This window comes from Microcoleus sp. w2-18bC1 (assembly GCF_036700365.1).
In the GTDB taxonomy this organism is placed as follows: Bacteria; Cyanobacteriota; Cyanobacteriia; order Cyanobacteriales; family Microcoleaceae; genus Microcoleus.
Genome location: NZ_JAUBOS010000013.1, coordinates 47,106 through 64,097 on the forward strand (window position 1 = coordinate 47,106; position 16,992 = coordinate 64,097).

12 protein-coding genes are annotated in these 16,992 nt (G+C 44.3%); 9 read left to right on the top strand and 3 right to left on the bottom strand.

Annotated elements, in window-relative coordinates:
* Nucleotides 1–144: 144 nt before the first annotated feature.
* The 3 genes from QT979_RS10540 to QT979_RS10550 all read right to left on the bottom strand — a co-directional run bounded on the left by QT979_RS10540 (nt 145) and on the right by QT979_RS10550 (nt 8,022).
* Nucleotides 145–2,172 carry an adenylate/guanylate cyclase domain-containing protein gene (locus QT979_RS10540; RefSeq protein ID WP_333309702.1) on the bottom strand — a complete coding sequence of 676 codons (2,028 nt, stop codon included), beginning with the start codon at nt 2,170–2,172 and terminating at the stop codon, nt 145–147.
* The gene (locus QT979_RS10545; RefSeq protein ID WP_333309705.1) at nt 2,138–6,838 is read right to left on the bottom strand and encodes a response regulator; all 4,701 of its coding nucleotides are present in this window, start codon (nt 6,836–6,838) and stop codon (nt 2,138–2,140) included. Before QT979_RS10545 ends, QT979_RS10540 begins: the two co-directional genes overlap by 35 nt.
* Before the next feature lie 674 nt (nt 6,839–7,512).
* Nucleotides 7,513–8,022 (bottom strand): hypothetical protein, encoded by a 510-nt coding sequence (locus tag QT979_RS10550; protein WP_333209829.1) that lies wholly within the window; start codon nt 8,020–8,022, stop codon nt 7,513–7,515.
* Between the two features lie 77 nt (nt 8,023–8,099).
* Here QT979_RS10550 and QT979_RS10555 point away from each other — a divergent pair, with 77 nt between their 5' ends.
* The 9 genes from QT979_RS10555 (at nt 8,100) to epsE (ending at nt 16,949) form a co-directional block, all read left to right on the top strand.
* A complete protein-coding gene (locus QT979_RS10555) occupies nt 8,100–9,017 on the top strand; it encodes a histone deacetylase (RefSeq protein WP_333229241.1) in 918 nt (305 codons plus the stop codon).
* Between the two features lie 246 nt (nt 9,018–9,263).
* The gene (locus QT979_RS10560) at nt 9,264–9,413 is read left to right on the top strand and encodes a hypothetical protein (protein WP_333309708.1); all 150 of its coding nucleotides are present in this window, start codon (nt 9,264–9,266) and stop codon (nt 9,411–9,413) included.
* 87 nt (nt 9,414–9,500) lie between these two features.
* Nucleotides 9,501–10,547, top strand: coding sequence for a glycosyltransferase (locus QT979_RS10565; RefSeq protein ID WP_333209834.1), 1,047 nt, complete (start codon nt 9,501–9,503; stop codon nt 10,545–10,547).
* 214 nt (nt 10,548–10,761) lie between these two features.
* The gene (locus QT979_RS10570) at nt 10,762–11,772 is read left to right on the top strand and encodes a glycosyltransferase family 2 protein (protein WP_333209836.1); all 1,011 of its coding nucleotides are present in this window, start codon (nt 10,762–10,764) and stop codon (nt 11,770–11,772) included.
* A 195-nt stretch (nt 11,773–11,967) separates the two neighbouring features.
* The gene (locus QT979_RS10575; RefSeq protein WP_333209838.1) at nt 11,968–12,549 is read left to right on the top strand and encodes a serine acetyltransferase; all 582 of its coding nucleotides are present in this window, start codon (nt 11,968–11,970) and stop codon (nt 12,547–12,549) included.
* A gap of 137 nt (nt 12,550–12,686) precedes the next feature.
* The gene (locus tag QT979_RS10580) at nt 12,687–13,208 is read left to right on the top strand and encodes a serine acetyltransferase (protein WP_333209840.1); all 522 of its coding nucleotides are present in this window, start codon (nt 12,687–12,689) and stop codon (nt 13,206–13,208) included.
* A 92-nt stretch (nt 13,209–13,300) separates the two neighbouring features.
* A complete protein-coding gene (locus QT979_RS10585) occupies nt 13,301–14,314 on the top strand; it encodes a glycosyltransferase (RefSeq protein ID WP_333309712.1) in 1,014 nt (337 codons plus the stop codon).
* A 46-nt stretch (nt 14,315–14,360) separates the two neighbouring features.
* Nucleotides 14,361–15,656 (top strand): glycosyltransferase family 4 protein, encoded by a 1,296-nt coding sequence (locus tag QT979_RS10590; protein WP_333209842.1) that lies wholly within the window; start codon nt 14,361–14,363, stop codon nt 15,654–15,656.
* 48 nt (nt 15,657–15,704) lie between these two features.
* Complete coding sequence (epsE, locus tag QT979_RS10595; RefSeq protein WP_333309715.1) at nt 15,705–16,949, top strand: exopolysaccharide biosynthesis GT4 family glycosyltransferase EpsE; 1,245 nt, start codon at nt 15,705–15,707, stop codon at nt 16,947–16,949.
* Nucleotides 16,950–16,992 lie beyond the last annotated feature (43 nt).

A 16,992-nucleotide genomic window follows, 5' to 3' on the forward strand; every position in this document is an offset into this window, starting at 1 on the left:
GGTTATTGGTTATTGGTTATTGGTTATTGGTTATTGGTTATTGGTTATTGGTTATTGGTTATTGGTTATTGGTTATTGGTTATTTGTTGTAATGCCCAATGCCCAATGCCCGATGCCCAATGCCCGATGCCCCATTCCCAATTTTTACTTTTTTTGTAGCAACCAATAAGTCATCATATCCCCCTTACCTTTTACCGGAATCACGCCTCGCCTCTCAAATAAATACTTATCTTTCAAAAGCTCATAAGTAACATCAGTAACTTGAATGCTGCCTGCAAAACCCGTAGCTTCCATCCTCGCCGCTACATTCACCGTATCTCCCCACAAATCATAAGTAAACTTGCTCACACCAATTACTCCCGCAACCACTGGGCCGGAATTGATGCCGACGCGAATTGCCAGTTTTTCCCCTGTCTCGGCGCACAACTTTGCTATTTTTGCCTGCATTCCCAGGGCCATTTGGGCGATCGCCTCGGCATGATCCTGTCTCGGCGTAGGCAATCCCCCGACTACCATGTAAGCATCGCCAATAGTCTTAATTTTCTCCACACCGTACTTTTCAGCTAACTGGTCGAAGTGCGAAAAAATTACGTTCAAGCGTTTTACCAACTCGGTGGGAGACATTCTAGCAGATAACTCAGTAAAGCCAACAATATCAGCAAATAAAACACTTACTTGGGCAAAACTGTCGGCGATCGTGCTTTGCTCTGCCTTCAAGCGTTCTGCGATTGGTTTGGGCAAAATATTTAACAGCAACTTCTCGCTTTGTTCTTGTTGAACTTTTAGCGCTTCTTGCGCTAATTTGCGCTCTGTAATGTCAGAAACAGTACCCTCATAGTAGATCAGATTACCTTTTGAATCTCGAACAGCCCGAACATTTTCTGACACCCAAATCCGGCGCCCGTCTTTGCGACACACCATAGATTCAAACCCCGAAACGGCATTTTCAGCATCCATAGCAGCCACAAATTCGAGGCGGCGTTCCGGGTCTACGTACAGTTGCTGAGCAATATTGTTAATCTCCGACATCAGTTCTTCTGGCGAGTCGTAACCGTACAATTTTGCCAAAGCTGGATTAGCGCTGAGATAGCCTCCTGAAGGCGTGCTTTGAAAAATGCCTTCCATCGCATTTTCTACAATGCTGTGATATTTTTCTTGAGCAATACGCAGCAATTCTTCTGCTTGTTTGCGCTGAATCAAAGAACCTAATTGAGTGCCGACCGCATTAAAAACGTCTATAAATCGTGCGTCTTTCCCAGCAGACGAAATTTTAAAGAAAACTAGCACTGCCAATACTTCATTGCCTACCAAAATCGGTACGCCAAAACCAGCTTTGAATCCGAGTTCTAGTGCTATTTGACTTCGGAGAAAATGCGGGTATCCCTTGGAAATATCTTCTACCCATTCCGGTTGCTTGGATGCCCAAACTCGTCCCGGCAGCCCTATATTCATGGCAAATGTCAGTTGTTCGCTTTGCTTGCGGAACGCATCCATCCTCGCGTTGCTGGCATACCAGCCCCTGGCAGATTGCAGCACAATTCCTTCTGCATCGGGAATCCAAGCTTCTCCGACATCCCATCCGATTGTTTCGCCCACTTGGTGCAGAATTACTTCTAAAGCTGAGTGAAAGTCTACAGCTTCGCCGATCGCCCGCGTCGTTTCCAGCAAAAACCGGATTGATTCTTCAGCCCGCTGCCGTTCTGCGATTTCTTCCTGCAATCTAGAATTGCGATCGTGCAGTTCCCTAGCTTGCAGTTGCAGTTTGGATTGCAGCGAACGAAGGGAAAGTTGGTTTTGGACGCGGGCTAAGACTTCTTCTACTTGAAACGGTTTAGTAATATAATCCACTCCTCCTACTTGAAAAGCTTTAACTTTTTCCAGCACGTCATCTAGCGCACTAATAAAAATTACCGGAATATCTTGAGTTTTTTCGCTTAACTTTAACTGCTCACAAACTTCATACCCGTTCATTTGCGGCATATTAATATCTAGTAAAATTAGATCGGGAGGAGATATTTGTGCCCCTTGCAAAGCCAAGTGTCCGTTAATAGCCTTCCTGACATGATACCCGTAAGATGTCAGCATAGTGGATAAAAGTCGCAAATTATCCGGCATATCGTCAACGATCAGAATGTCTTTAGGAGTCGCTGGTAATGGATGGTCGTTCATCATAATATAATTGAGTTAAATCGATAATGATATCTATCCGAAAATTATCGACTAAATCTGTTAAAGCGTTAGCGAGATTTGCCTCAGTTTCGGGAATTGCCTTGATCAGTTCGAGGATGCGGTTGTCGTCCACACAAAGTGCTGCTCGGTGCAACTGGACCACCCAGTCTGTGGGCATTACACTCAAATCCTCGGTGGTCAAACTTTTAAGCAGCGTCGGTGTTGAAAAAGAAGTAGATAAGTTTTCTTTCTCATAAATATAACGCAGGTTGAGATGATGTGCTATCTTTTCAAAGAGTACCTCTTCCCGAAAAGGTTTACATATCAAATCGTTACAACCAGCAGACAAAATTATTTGCCGCTGCTCGTCAAAAGCACTCGCAGTCAAGGCAATAATTATTGTTTCTTTACCTTCTAGAGTTTTCTTAATCTCTCTTGTCGCTTCATACCCATCCATCACTGGCATCAGCATATCCATTAATATCAAGTGCGGCTTCCAAGTTGAATGCAAAGCAATTGCTTCTTGACCGTTAGTTGCTTCCCGGACTTCAAATCCCAGAGGTATCAGGAGCTTAAGCAGCAGTTGGCGATTTTCTGCTACATCTTCAACTATTAATATCCGATAAGTGTCTTGTCCGGCTTCTAAAGCAATAACTTGTTTAATCGGGGATTTTTCTTGTTCATCACTTTGTGTTACTAAGTTAACCCAGATATTAAAGCTAAAAATTGTGCCTTGACCGAGTTTACTTTCAACAGCAATATCACCTCCCATAATTCGGACAAACTGTTGGCTGATCGGCAACCCCAGACCCGTGCCCTGCATGGATTTTCGACCAGTTTCGGTTTGTACAAATGGCTTAAATAATGTGGCAAGTTCCAAGGGAGAAATGCCGGGACCAGTGTCGGCAATTTCAAAATACAATTGGGATTTTTTTTCTTCTGTGGCGTCTTTGTCAGATTGGCTGCTGACGCGCAAAGTCACGGTTCCCTGCTGAGTAAATTTAATCGCATTGCCGAGTAGGTTAATTAAAACTTGCCGCAATTTAGCTTCGTCTGTTTGAATGTATTGTGGCAAATCATCGGCATTTTCAAAGATTAGGTGCAAACCTTTTGAGTTGGCTTTTAGTTGCAGCATTTCTTTGAGACTGTTGAGAAGGTTGTAGAGATTGAAGCGGCTGGGATTGATGGTAATTTGACCTGCTTCTATTTTGGACATGGACAAAACATCATTGATGAGTTCCAGCAAATGTTCGCCACTCCGGTTAATAATTTCTATGTATTCTTTTTGTTCTTCCGTGATAGAACTGTTGCGCGCCATGACTTGGGAAAAACCGAGAATGGCGTTGAGAGGTGTGCGAAGTTCGTGGCTCATGGAAGCTAGAAATTGGCTTTTGGCGCGGTTGGCAACTTCGGCGTTTTCTTTGGATTTAATCAGTTCCATGGACTGCCTTTGAGTGCGGGCGAGCAATTCCGCTTGCTGTAATGCTACTCCTAGCTGAGTACCTACATCAACTGCAACGTTGATTTCTGCTTCACTCCACTGGCGGGGAGCAGAATTTTGATAGGATGCTAGTAATCCCCAGAGCTTTTTGCCGGAGAAAATTGGTACAATAATGTAGGATTTAGCTTGAAATTTTTCTAGCAATTGGATATAACAATTATCGAAACCTTGCTGGTAAATATCTGGGACACAAAGGTAAGTTGTACCTCGGCTGTAGGCTCCGCCTTGGGTTTGTTGCAAATAGGTATCGCGTACTTCTTGTGAGGGGCTATCTAATTCTTTGACGACGCAAAGGTCGCTGTTTAAAGCGCCTTCAGTAAGGTGAGAATCGATCTCCTGTGATTGGATGAAAGAAACCCACTTGCGGTCAAGGGATTCGGCTACAAATTCGCCACTCCAGTCTGGATTGAAACGGTAAATAGCGACTCGATCGCACTTCATTGTTTGGCGCAATTCTCGGGTTGTGGCGTGAAAAATTTCTCGGATATCTAAAGTCTGCCGCATTCTTTCAATGATGCGGGCGATCGCTCTTTGTCGTAAAGCACTTTCTTGCAGTTCGGTTTCTGCTTGCTTGCGTTCGGTAATATCTACAGCCATTAAAGCAATGCCGATCGCTGTACCGTTATCGTCAATTAGCTGAGTATTGTACCACTCGCAGATGATAATTCTGCCGTCTTTGGTCAGATTTTCGGTAGTGCCGCTGGATTTGGCATTCAAGTCATGATTGAAAATCTCAGATAATTGCGGGTGATAGCTTTCAGGTACGATCAAATCGGAGGCGACTCGACCAATCGCTTCTTGCTCACTGTAGCCAAAAATAGCCACGGCTGCGGGATTCCAAGTGATAATTTCTAAATTGAGGTTTAATTCGATAACTGCGATCGGCGTTTGCTGCAATAAAAATGAGATTCTTTGTTGGGATTCTAGCAGTTTTTCTTCGGCTAATTTGCGGTCTGTGATGTCATTAGCAGTGCCGAGAATTTGTTTGGGTTTACCATCGCTTGTTCTGAGAAATACTGTATCCCAACTGTGCATCCACCGCCATTCACCGTTTTTGTGTTTCATTCGGTATTGACATTCAATGACATCACCGTCTTTGGCTTGATCTACTTTTTGGATGCTTTCAAAAAAATTTGGCAAATCGTCGGAGTTGAGCAGAATTGGCATCATTGCTGTACCCATATCTTGTATTTCTTGGGCTGTGTATCCGAGCATCGTCGAAATTTGTCGGTTGCTGTAGACATTCCGCTGTTCAATTAGATCGTAAACGTACAACAGGTTGGGATTGGAATCGGCGATAGCTTGAATGAAGTGCTGGCTCTCTCTGAGTGCGGATTCTGTTTGTTTGCGAACGCTAATATCTCGCGCCACGATAATCACTGAATCTGCAGTCAGCGGAGAAACTTTAGCGTCGAGGCAAACGTCGCGCTCTCCGACTTTAAAGCTATATTCAACATTAATGCTTTGCTTAGTTTTTAGAGCTTGTTGGATGGCATTTAATACTAAATCTGCTACAGGTTTAGGCAAGACTTCATGAGCGGTTTTGTTAATCATTTCGCTGGGAGGTTTCACCAAATTTGTTGATGCTGTCGGGGCAATTTTGATGCAGCGCCCTTCTGCATTTCTCACTAAAACTGTGTCAGTCATGGCGGCAAAAATCGCCCGCAATTCTGTTTCCGATTCTTGCAGAGCTTGCTCGGCGCGGACACGGGTGCGAATTTCTGCTTGCAGCACTTTATTTTGCCGATCGAGCTGCTGAATTCGGTTTTTTTCTCGTTCGATCAGTTTAGCTTGAGCGATAGCGAGCCCTACTTGAGCCGCCACAGCTTCTAATAAGTCGATTTCCTCGGAAGTCCATTCCCGGTAGCGATCGCACTGGTGCAAACAGATAGCACCGTTTGCCCTGCCTTGGTAAGAAGTGCGAATTGCCAGCATCGATTTTAACCCAACCTTCTGGCAAATCGGTTGAGCCGCTTGCAACAGAGGGTCTGAATAAACATTGTTGGAGGCGATCGCCAGATCTTGTATCATCATTTGTATGACGTGAGGATTACCCCAAATTGGAACAGGTACGTTCCGAATAGATTCGCAATCGGGTTCGAGATACTCTGCCGCCAGAGGAATATCAACTTGAGGGCTAGTAACGTAAGTATGAATCAAACACCGATTGACGCAGAATGCCAGACCGATTTGAGTAGCAGCTATTTGAAATATTTGTTCTGGCTGCAAGCTGGAGCGAATTTCTTGAGTTATTTTTGCGATCAGCAATTCTCGCTGCACTTGCCGTTCTAAAGCAGCTTTAGCTCCAGCCATTTCTATTTCTGCGTGCTTGCGCTCGCTGATATCAAAAAGTACGCCATACCAAACAATATCGCCATTATCACGCATTTCTGGCCGAGAATTAGATTCCAGCCATTTAAGTTTGCCCGACGGTGTAACAATCCGCCATTCACAGGCAAAAGGTTCTAAAGTTTGGGCGCTAGTAGCAATTTGTTTCACCAGATATTCTTGGTCATCTGGATGATTTTGATCGAAGCAAAAGTCGGGATTTTTTAAAATTTCGTCACTCTCTAATTCGTAAATATCTCGACAAGCATAACTAATATATTCAAACTTAAAACTTCCATCAGGCTTCTTCATGAATTGATAAAGAACTCCCGGTATATTGACCGCCAATTTCTGCAAACGCGCTTTGCTTTCCCGGAGTGATTGTTCTGTTCGCTTGCGGAATTCTACCTCTTTTTGCAGTTGGGCATTCTGCTGTTTTAATTGTTTTGATAGCTGTTGTATAGTCAGTTGACTTTCGATCCGCACTAAAACTTCTTCCACTTGAAAAGGCTTAGTAATGTAGTCAACACCGCCGACTTCAAAAGCTTTAACTTTGTGAAAAGTTTCCTCAAACACACTCAAAAAAATAACCGGAATTTCCCTCGTTTTTTCGTTGGATTTAAGTCGAGCACATACTTCATATCCGTTCATTTTTGGCATAGCAATATCTAGCAAAATCAAGTCTGGGAGAACGGTTAAATTAGCATTGACCGCCATTTCTCCCGAAATCGCCCGCTGAACTTTATACCCTTCTTTCGTCAATATGTTTGATATAAAGCGCAGGTTTTGGGGCTGATCATCAATAATTAAAATGTGAATACTTTCTTTGTCAAATATCATTTTTTGTCGGGTTATGGTGATTTTTTTAGTAATAGCAGCAGATTGATGATTTAATAAATTTAGCGATTCCTTCCGATCCTAATTATTTATTAAACCTTTTCAAACTCAGCAAATAGAGGATTAACTTTAGATAGTAGCCATCAACTAACGCACCTTCTATTTTTTAAACTTATTGGTTGCTTGTCTTAAGTTTGCCACTGAAACTAACCGTACTTAACCACATTTTATTGCCCCCAAAAATCGCCTGATTTTCTGTACAAATTAAGTCTGCCAAAAAAACCATCATTGCTTAGGCACTCCAGACCAAAGTAACCGGGTGTTTTAACTTTGTTCAATAGCTGCGACAAAGTATTTTGGTATAACCCGGTTGATGCGCCCAGGACTGTTTTTTGCTTGACTTTAGGATTAAAACTCCCAGGAGGATAACGCAATTTTCTGGACATTCTGCTGCCACATTCAAAGGGTTTTAGGCGAGATACACACCTAGACATACCACGAGGCAAAGAAACCGTTTTTTTTACTCTTGTCGCTGCAACAAAGTATGGCTGTGAAAAACCTTGGTTTTGACCCAGCCGCCCATCAGTCTTAAGATATTTATAGGTAACTAAGAGTATAGATGCGATCCATCCATTGGCACCCACAGCCTACCATATAAAATATTTTCTCTGTCTTTTCTATGCCAGCAATTCCTTAAGTTTAGCAATATTTTCATTGCTTAAGTAAATTTTAATTTCTAGTTCTTGGTCGGATTCCCACAGCAGCAGCAGATTATCTTCGCCCAAGGCGATTTCGGGATTGTTTAATTCAAGTGTTTGATATTTAACTTCGGGAATTCCTACGCGAATTACCAGTTCCGCTTCCAACTGAGGATAGATGTACAATTGCTGTTGCAAGTTGTCAAGTTCTAATTTGTCAACAGTGTTGTTACGTTGGACAGGAGAATCGGGTATGTACCAATAGAGAGTTTCCTCCCGAATTTCAGGATTGACTATCACAAATGTTTCGTCAAAACGCTGGGGATGCCAGTGAATTTCGCTCAGACCGCCGATTTGCGGAATCAGTCGCTCTACCCAGCTAATTTCTTTCCCGTTCAGGTTTGCCCACCACTGACTAATATTATCGAGATTGTCAGCATTTTCGGGGTCGGTGCTGCCGGACTGCCAGACTGTTTTTAGTTGTTGCATATACAGGTTCTCCAGCGAATTTTAATTTGAGATTGCAGGTGTTCAATTGGAGATTCATTCGTTATACAATAATTTTAATGGACTTACCAATTATTTACCACGAAGATTACGTTGCACCTCTGCCATCGGCTCACCGCTTCCCGATGGCAAAGTTTCGGATGCTTTACGAGATGCTGCTCGCGGACGGGGTAGCAGATAAATCGCAATTTCACGCTCCCGAACTTCCCCCTCAAGAATGGATTGAATTAGTCCACGACCACTCCTATGTTCAAGCTTACTGCAACGGGACGCTCGATAACAAAGCGACTCGGCGAATTGGTCTGCCTTGGAGTCGGGCTCTTGCTAATCGCACTTACACTGCGGTTGCAGGAACTGTACTAACTGCCAAGCTCGCTTTAGACTACGGTTTGGCTTGCAATACTGCGGGCGGAACTCATCACGCCTTCCCTGCTTTTGGGTCTGGTTTTTGTATTTTTAATGATTTGGCGATCGCCTCTCGCGTCTTACAAAAAAATGGTTTAGTTCGCAAAGTTTTAATTGTCGATTTAGATGTCCACCAAGGAGACGGAACCGCTGTAATTTTCCAAGATGACAGTAGCGTTTTTACTTTCTCGATGCACTGCGAAGTCAATTTTCCCGGCATCAAACAAAAGGGCGATTTAGATGTACCTTTGCCTGTAGGTATGGAGGACGACGAATATTTACAAACCTTGGATAAATTCCTACCAGATTTGCTGTCAAATGTCAAGCCAGATTTAGTTTTGTACGATGCTGGAGTAGACCCTCATCACGGTGACAAACTGGGAAAATTAGCTTTAACTGATACGGGCTTATTTCGCCGGGAAATGCAAGTTTTGATGGCGTGTTTGGCTGGTGGCTATCCCGTTGCCTGCGTGATTGGCGGGGGCTATTGCGATGACGCTAAGGGGTTAGTTTATCGGCATTCGCTGCTGCACCGAGCTGCCAGTCAAGCCTATAGGCAGTATCGACTTTGATCCAGAGGGGCGAGATTTAAAATTGACTTCAGTATTGTTTGGCGATATGATTCCGTGTTTAGGGTGTCAATTAATACTAAAAACTGGCTAAGCTGTTGTGCATTTAATTTGTATTTTGAGGGCGGGCTTTCGGGCCCAACCCTACTCCCCAAAAGGGGAAAAATTTATTTTACTATGCAATTTAAATGCGGATTAGCTGAAAGTGGTATTAAAATAGATATATCGCATTTAATTGTAGTGTATTTTATGAACTCCAACTCGTTAAATATCACAGAAGATGGAGATAAAGAACCAACTTTGATGCCCATAGACAAGCGCTACCTGCTAGTCCTCAACATCCCATTGTTCTGCGATTTCAAAGGCAGCAGGTATCTCGATTTAATGTGTGTGGGCTAAAGACATAACCCAACACTTCAAGTATTTGAAAAACTTCACGCTAGCATCTCCGTGCGTGCGAGAACCCCCCCCGAAAATACAATAAAGGTGGATTCGGAAACATCATTTGCTGATGCTAAATTTATTGACCTTCCCTCCCCAAATAGCTTTGCCAAAGCAATATTGCTGCTGCCGGCAACGGTTGCCCAGCTTTGGGGCGCGATCGCATCTTCAGATATCGTACATAGTGCCGTAGCAGGCTGGCCGATTCCGATGGCATGGTTAGTGACGCCAATAGTCCTGATACAGCGGAAACCATACCTGCTCATAGTTGAGTCCGCACCGTGGCTGCTGCTGCCGGGCCCCCCTGCTAGCATTAAAGCCAAAATTCAAGCTTACATATACGAAACATATAATCGCTGGTGCATCAACAGCGCCGACTTGACAATCTTTACACAGGCAGAATATCAGCAAAGTTTATTAAACAAACGACACAAGCAAAGTCAGATAATTCATGCTTCGTGGATAGATGAAGAAAATATTATTTCGGAAGCAGAGGCGACTAAAATATGGCACGAAAAACTGTCAGCCTCGCCCAAACAACTAAAAATTCTATTTGCGGGCAGATTGGTTCCAGAGAAAGGCCTGTTAGTTCTCCTAGAAGCAATGAAAGTCTTGGAGGAGGAAAACATTCCCGTCAAGCTGGACATACTAGGTGAAGGCGAACTGTTAAGCAACTGCCAAGCAGCCAGCAAGGCAATGCAAAAATCGGTACAGATAGAAATTTTGGGAACTATTCCTTACGGCAGAGAATTCTTCGGCCGGCTGCAACAATATCATGCTGTTGTGGTTCCCAGTACCTCAGACGAACAGCCCAGAATAGTATACGATGCTTATTCCCAGGCCGTATCGGTACTGGCAAACAACACCGCCGGACTCCGCGACTGTATCGAAAACGTTATCACAGGCTTGATCGGTAATTGCAATGACCCAGTTGATTTAGCAAACTTGCTCAAACAGTCGGGAGAAAACTTGAACCTACTTCAAAATATGGGCATGGCAGGTCTGAAATATGCTCACCGCCTGACTCACGAAGAAATGCACCGGCAGCGGTGGCAGCTTTTGTCAATTATGTTGGAGCAATCAAAAAAGTAAGTAGGTAGGCGCAAATAAACCGGGCTGTGTAACCGAATGTAAAGCTGCCAGAACCTTTGGGATTGCTTCGTTTCACGGAGTGACCCTCGCTTTTGACTACTTGTGTATTTTCCCACTCATGTACTTAGGCGATACCTGCACTCCGGGCGATCGCTCCAGCTTGCCAGATGGATACAACTTGAGCTAAAAAGTTGTTAAACCAACAACGGTACTTATGTCGAAGGCCAGCGAGTCCAATCACCCCTATCCACTGCTGGTTGTCATTGTTAACTACCGAACCTCTAGTTTGACAATAGACTGCTTGCGCTCTCTAGTTAGCGAAGTTCAATCGCTGCCCGGTATGCGAGTTGTAGTTGGCGACAATGCTTCAGGCGATCGCTCCGTCGAAGAAATTAGTAGTGCGATCGCCTCAGAAGGCTGGAATGAATGGGCATCCTTCCTTCCCCTAAACCGCAACGGCGGATTTGCCTTCGGCAACAACGCCGTGATCCGTCCCGCCCTCCAATCCACCAATCCTCCTCCTTACTTCCTGCTGCTCAACCCAGACACCATAGTTCGCCCCGGTGCCTTAAAAGCCCTCGTCGATTTCATGGAATCCCACCCCGAAGCCGGCATCGCCGGCAGCCGCTTGGAAGACCCCGACGGCACGCCCCAAGAGTCAGCTTTTCGGTTTCACAACCTCTTTACCGAACTCGATTTTGGTTGGCGGACAGGCTTTATATCCAAGTTATTAGCCAACTGGGCCGCAGCGCCTCCCATTTCTCAAAAAACCTGTCAAACTGATTGGGTAGCTGGAGCCAGCATGATCGTGCGTCGCGAAGTATTTGAAAAGATTGGCTTGATGGATGAAGCTTATTTCATGTACTGCGAAGAAATGGACTTTTGTCTGCAAGCGAACAAAGCTGGCTGGAGTTGCTGGTACGTACCCGAAAGTCGTGTTGTCCACTTAGTCGGCCAAAGCTCAGGCGTCACTGACACCAAAAAGCCCGCCAAGCGGCTGCCCACCTATTGGTTTGATTCCCGACGTAGGTACTTTATCAAAAACTACGGCTTGGTTTACACAGCATTAACTGATATATCCTGGGCTTCCGGTTTTGCAGCGTGGAGGGTTCGCCGCGTACTTCAAGGCAAACCCGATGGCGATCCACCAGAATTGCTGAGGGATTTTGTATTAAATAGTGTATTTTTTAAGGGGGGTAAGATTGAAAAATCCAAAAACTTTTAAAGGGAGTTGGTAAATCGGTAAAAGCTAACTAAACCAGGTTAACCTAGGCAAGCAAAATATTTTAGGATGCAGCCGAGAAATTAGTATTCTCGATCGATAAAACCGGATTGCTCCTTCCTCAGAAACCTGACAGACCCATTAATATCGTCGGCATCTAGCAATAGAGTAAACAAGAAATAGCGTGAATTAGAGCTTATGGTAACTGAGCAAAACTTAATCACCAGTGAAAATCAAGTAGAAAGCCCCGGCCTGGGATTGTGGCAGCAAATTAAAGAAGACTGGATTGCTCATGGTCGAGATTGGACAAAACCGGGATTTCGCGCCGTAGCAGTGCAGCGTTTTGGCGTCTGGAGAATGCAGGTAGAACCGAAATTACTGCGAGCTCCTTTGAGCATTATTTATCGAGCACTCTACCGAAAAGTCCGCAATAGTTACGGGATAGACTTGCCTTACACTGTGAAGCTCGGTCGTCGCGTAGTGATTGAACATCAAAACGCTATTATTATTCACGGATATTGTACGATCGGCGACGACTGCATTATCCGCCAAGGTGTAACGTTGGGAAACCGCTATTTGGACAAGCCGCTGGAATCCCCTCAATTGGGCGATCGGGTTAACGTCGGCGCTGGTGCAAAAATCCTCGGCAAGGTTAACCTAGGAGACGACGTAAATATCGGTGCCAATGCTGTAGTTTTATCAGATATTCCCGCAGGCCAAACTGCCGTTGGTATCCCTGCCAAAATTATCAAATCCCGGCCTGCTGAAAACAATGCTTAAATCATTTTCTTTCTTATAGATTCTGCTAGCACTCTGCGGAGATTAAATAAATCTCCCTAGTCAAGTTAGAGATTAATCTTAAGATAAACCACACAAATAGGCACAATTGTCTACATCATCAAAAAATTGTACAAACAATGGTTGAGTCAATCACTAAGTCAATCATTTCTGCTACAGAACCAGACTGGAGCCGCGAAAAACTTAGCAAGTGGTGGGAACCCAGTCGCCAACTGCTCAAATCTATCCGCAACTATCAAAAGTGGCAGCAGCAGGGTGGAATTGGAGGATATATTTTATGCCGTTGGAACGTGATCCAGCATCGATTTTGGAGCGTTGTCACTGCAACAGACATCCCTTTGAACTGCCAAATACAAGGAGGACTGCTGCTGACTCATCCTAATGGCGTTGTCATTCATCCCAGTGCTTCCATTGGCCCTAACTGTCTGATTCTTCAGCAGGTGACAATTGTTGCTGATGTCAAAATCGGCGGTCATGTCGATATTGGTGCCGGAGCTAAAATTATTCGCTCCGTAACGATCGGCGATCATGCTTTGATTGGTGCCAATGCTGTGGTGATTTGTGACGTGCCACCCGGTGCAACCGCAGTGGGAATACCGGCAAAAATAATCGAAAAAAAACCCAGGAAGTCTGACAAATAATTTCTAAAAGTCGCAGAAAAATTATGAAATTAGCTGGACTTTTATTAAAATATAAAAGGAACTGCTCAGTAGTCGCATTCAAAAGGTAAAACTTGAAACAAATTGGATTAGTGGCGATCGGACGAAATGAAGGGCAGCGCCTCCGCCAGTGCCTAGTCTCAGCCACAGACAAAGTTGCCCGCGTCGTCTACGTCGATTCCGGCTCAACAGACGGTAGCCTAGAGTTAGCCCGATCGCTCGGAGCCGATACAGTAGAACTAGACTTATCTATACCGTTTACTGCAGCCCGCGCCAGAAATGAAGGCTTTGCCCGCTTGCTGGAAATAGCACCAGAAATCGAATTTGTCCAATTTGTGGACGGTGACTGCGAAGTAGTTGATGGATGGATCGATCGAGCCTACAGCGAACTCGCAGCCAAACCCGACTTAGCAGCAGTATGCGGGCGGAGGCGCGAACGATACCCCAAAGCAAGCATCTACAACCAATTGTGCGACATCGAGTGGGATACCCCCATCGGCGAAACCAAAGCCTGCGGTGGCGACTCCATGATGCGCGCCACGGCATTTCAGCAAGTCGAAGGTTTCAATCCCGCACTAATAGCCGGCGAAGAACCCGAACTGTGCTTGCGACTTCGCCAAAAAGGTTGGAAAATCCTCCGCTTAGACGCAGAAATGACCCTGCACGACGCGCAAATGACCAGTTTTGTTCAGTGGTGGAAGCGCGCCCAAAGAGCTGGTTACGCCTACGCCGAGGGTTCCTGGATGCACGGAAGCGAACCAGAGCGCCATTGGGTCAAAGAAACCCGGAGCACCTGGTTTTGGGGCTTAGTTTTGCCAGCCCTAGCCTTGGCAATGATATGGCCGACAAAAGGCTGGAGCTTGTTACTATTGAGTGGCTACCCCTTAGCAACCTATCGCACCTATAACTATTATCTAAAGCATCGGGCTCTCACCACTAAAGACTCAGCCATCTACGCTTTGTCTTGCGTATTAGCCAAATTTCCCCAGCTACAAGGTCAAATCCAGTTTCACCAGCGCCGATTGCTGGGGCAGCAGAGCAAGTTGATCGAATACAAAACAACCAACTCTATTCATTCAGCCAGCTAGAATTACAGCTAACGTCCCAGAAAGTCCACCCCTGAGTAGCAAACAAATGAGCGATCAACAATTAAAAGTTTTACTAATTGTAGAGCAGTGCAATCCTGACTGGGCATCAGTACCTTTGGTGGGGTACAATTTTTTTCAAGAAATCAATAATTTAGCTGATGTAACCCTCGTCACCCATATTAGAAATAAACCAGCTCTCGAAAAACACCCAGAATACGAAAAAGTTGTCTACCTTGAAGAAGGAAAGTTAACCAAACAATATTATAAAATAGTCGAAAAACTCACCGCAAACGGGCGAGTCAATTGGCCTCTTTATAATACCTTGAGCTACCCAATTTATGAAGAATTTAATCAGCAAGTATATGAAAAATTTAAAGGAAAAATCCTTAACGGAGATTATGACATAGTTCATGCAATTACCCCGATGATGCCGCGGTATCCGTTTAAGGTAGTCAGTGTTTGCCAGCAGACTCCTTTTATTCTAGGCCCTGTGAATGGGGGCATTCCCTTTCCACCAGGTTTTCAAGAAACGGCGAAACAAGAATTTGCTCAATTCAACTTTTTGAGAGCAGTTGGTCGAGCATTAATTCCAGGTTATGTAGAAACTTACAAAAAAGCCGACAAAATTTTAGCAGGTTCAACATATACTTTAAATATGCTAAAAGATTTGTTTGCAATACCGGACCAAAAAATTGATTTGTTTTACGAAAATGGCATTTCGGAGGATTTCTTAAACCAGACAAGTATCCCAATTAAAGATGTTAACCATATCAATCTGCTTTTTGTGGGTCGATTAGTGCCTTACAAATGTGCCGATATTGTTATTGAGTCTATTGGGAAATTAGAGCAGGAAATTAAAAGTAAAATCCGCTTAACTATAGTAGGAGACGGGGCAGAAAAAAATAACTTGGAAAACCGAGTAAAGGAGCTTGATCTAGGGGAAATAGTTAGTTTTGCCGGATGGGTAAATCAACAAGAAACTCTGGATTATTACAGGAAAGCAGATATTTTTTGCTTCCCTTCAATCCGAGAGTTCGGGGGCGCAGTGGTAATGGAAGCTATGGCTTGCGGACTCCCCTGCATAGTTGCCAATAACGGCGGTATTGGTGAATACGTGAATGAAGAAACTGGTTTTAAGATCGAGCCGATTTCTAGAGAGTATCTAACACAGGAGTTGACAAGTAAAATTAAGCTGTTAGTCGAAGATGATCGGCTGCGGGAAAGTATGTCAGCTAAGGCGATCGAAAAAGCCAGAGAATTTGCTTGGGAGAACAAGGGCATAAAAATCGTCGAGATTTACGAAAAAATGCTCGGTGAGAAAGGTGTTCGTGCATCGGCATAGTAGAGTAGATAAATATTCTTGAAGTAAAAATTAGAAAGTAGGTGAGAAATGAAGGCAAAAATCGGATACTTTATTCCCCAATTTCCGGGACAAACACACATCTTTTTGTGGCGGGAGCGACAATTTCTTGCAGAACTTGGAATTGAAACAGATTTAGTATCAACTCAACCGCCACCCAGAGCGATCGCTTCTCACGTATGGGCAGAAGAAGCTCAAAAAAATACTATTTATCTATTTCCCTTTGCTGCGAAAGATTTTATTAACTCATTGCTAGAGGTTCTCAAAGCAGGTCCCGCTGCATGGTGGCAGTGCCTAGCAGTTATTGCCAAAGCGAGAGATACATCGTTATTTGAAAAAGTTAAACTCTTAGCACTGGTTTTGGTTGCTGGGAAACTAGCCGCGTTAACAAAAACAAAAGGTTGGTCTCACATCCACGTTCATTCCTGTGCCAATTCCGCCAATATAGCCTTATTTAACTCAATTCTTACAGGCTGTACTTACAGTATCACTCTTCACGGGCCTACTCTAGAAGTGTACGGGTCAAATCAGGAACAAAAGTGGAAAAATGCTGCTTTTGCGATCGTCATATCTCAACTGCTTCTCAATGATGTCAAAAATAAATTAGCGAACTTTCTTCCCAAACAATTAGCTGTTGCTCCCATGGGAGTTAATATTGCAGAAATTAAACGCAGCAGCCCTTACAAGCCTTGGCAAGAAGGAAGTCCGTGCAAGATTTTTGCTTGCGGCCGCCTCAACCCGGTGAAAGGTCATAAATACTTGATTGAGACTGTAGAATTGCTGCGAAATCGGGGATTTGACGTGAGGCTGCAAATTGCAGGCGAGGATGAACAAGGGGGCAGCGGATATCACCAAGAGCTACAAAAAATCATTGAAGATAAATCGATGTCCGAATGCGTGGAGCTACTTGGGGCTGTTTCGGAACAGCGAATTCGCCAAGGTCTAGAAGCAGCTCACATTTTCGCTTTGGCAAGTTTGAATGAAGGAGTTCCGGTTGCTGTGATGGAAGCAATGGCGATGGAAGTGCCGTCGGTTGTTACTAATGTAGGCGGAACTTCTGAGCTAGTAGATGACGGCGTGGATGCTGTATTAGTCCAATCAGAAAAACCCGAAGAAATGGCCGATGCGATCGTCAATATACTGCAAAATCCTGAACTTGCTTTGAGCCTCAGTCAGGAATCCCGGAAAAAAATCATGGCGAAATTTAGCCACGGCCGCAGTGCAGAAACTTTAGCTCAGTGTTTGGAAAAACTTGGAAAAACTAACCCGTCTTAGTTATGCCAAAGAACAAATTTAATCTCAGATTACATAAATCCAG